This window comes from Arthrobacter sp. Dra40, assembly GCF_059091905.1.
On sequence record NZ_JBNHHB010000545.1, the window covers coordinates 1 to 751 of the forward strand.

1 protein-coding gene is annotated in these 751 nt (G+C 65.9%); it reads right to left on the reverse strand.

Features of this window, described 5'->3' with window-relative positions; genetic code table 11:
• Positions 1-751, reverse strand: a 751-nt coding sequence (locus tag AC5RWT_RS37895) for an FtsW/RodA/SpoVE family cell cycle protein (RefSeq protein WP_494084693.1), incomplete at both ends; no start/stop codon positions are given.

Below are 751 nucleotides of genomic sequence, written 5' to 3' on the forward strand. Positions count from 1 at the left end.
AGACCATGATGGAACCGGCGAAAACCCGCACGAACAGGGACTCTTGGCGCATCACGGTGCGCACCAGGGCGATGGCGAGGACCCCGAACAGCGCCAGGATGACGGTGGTGCCGAGCAGTCCCAGTTCCTCGCCGATGATGGCGAAGATGTAGTCGTTGTGGGCTTCCGGGATCCAGTTGTATTTCTGCCGGCTTTGGCCCAGGCCAACGCCCCACCAGCCGCCCGAGGCCAGCGCGAAGAGCCCGTTGCAGGACTGCATGTTGAGCCCGGTCGTAGCCTCGCAGCTCTGGTCGGTCCACATGAGGACCCGGCCCATCCGGTTGGGGCTGACCACCACCAGCAGCAGCACCAGTGCGCCGGCGGCAAGCCCGGCCAGGCCGAACAGCTTTAAGGGAGCGCCGGCAAAAAACAGCCCCCCGGCGATGATGAGCATCAGGATCATCGCGGTGCCGAGGTCGTTTCCGGCCAGGACCGGCCCGACGATCAGGAGGGCACCGGGCACCACCACCGGGATCAGCAGGTGCTTCCATTCGCCCAGCAGCCGCTCTTTGGCCGCCAGTACCGCCGCCATCCACAACGACATGCCCAGTTTGGCCACTTCGGAGGGCTGCAGGGACAGATTGCCGGGAAGGTGGATCCAGTTGCGGTTGCCGCCCACGGATTCGCCCAGCGGTGTGAAGACCAAGAGCAGCAGGAAGACCGACGCCGCGAGGGCTGGCCAGGCCAGCTTCCGGTACGTAGCCGCCTTCAG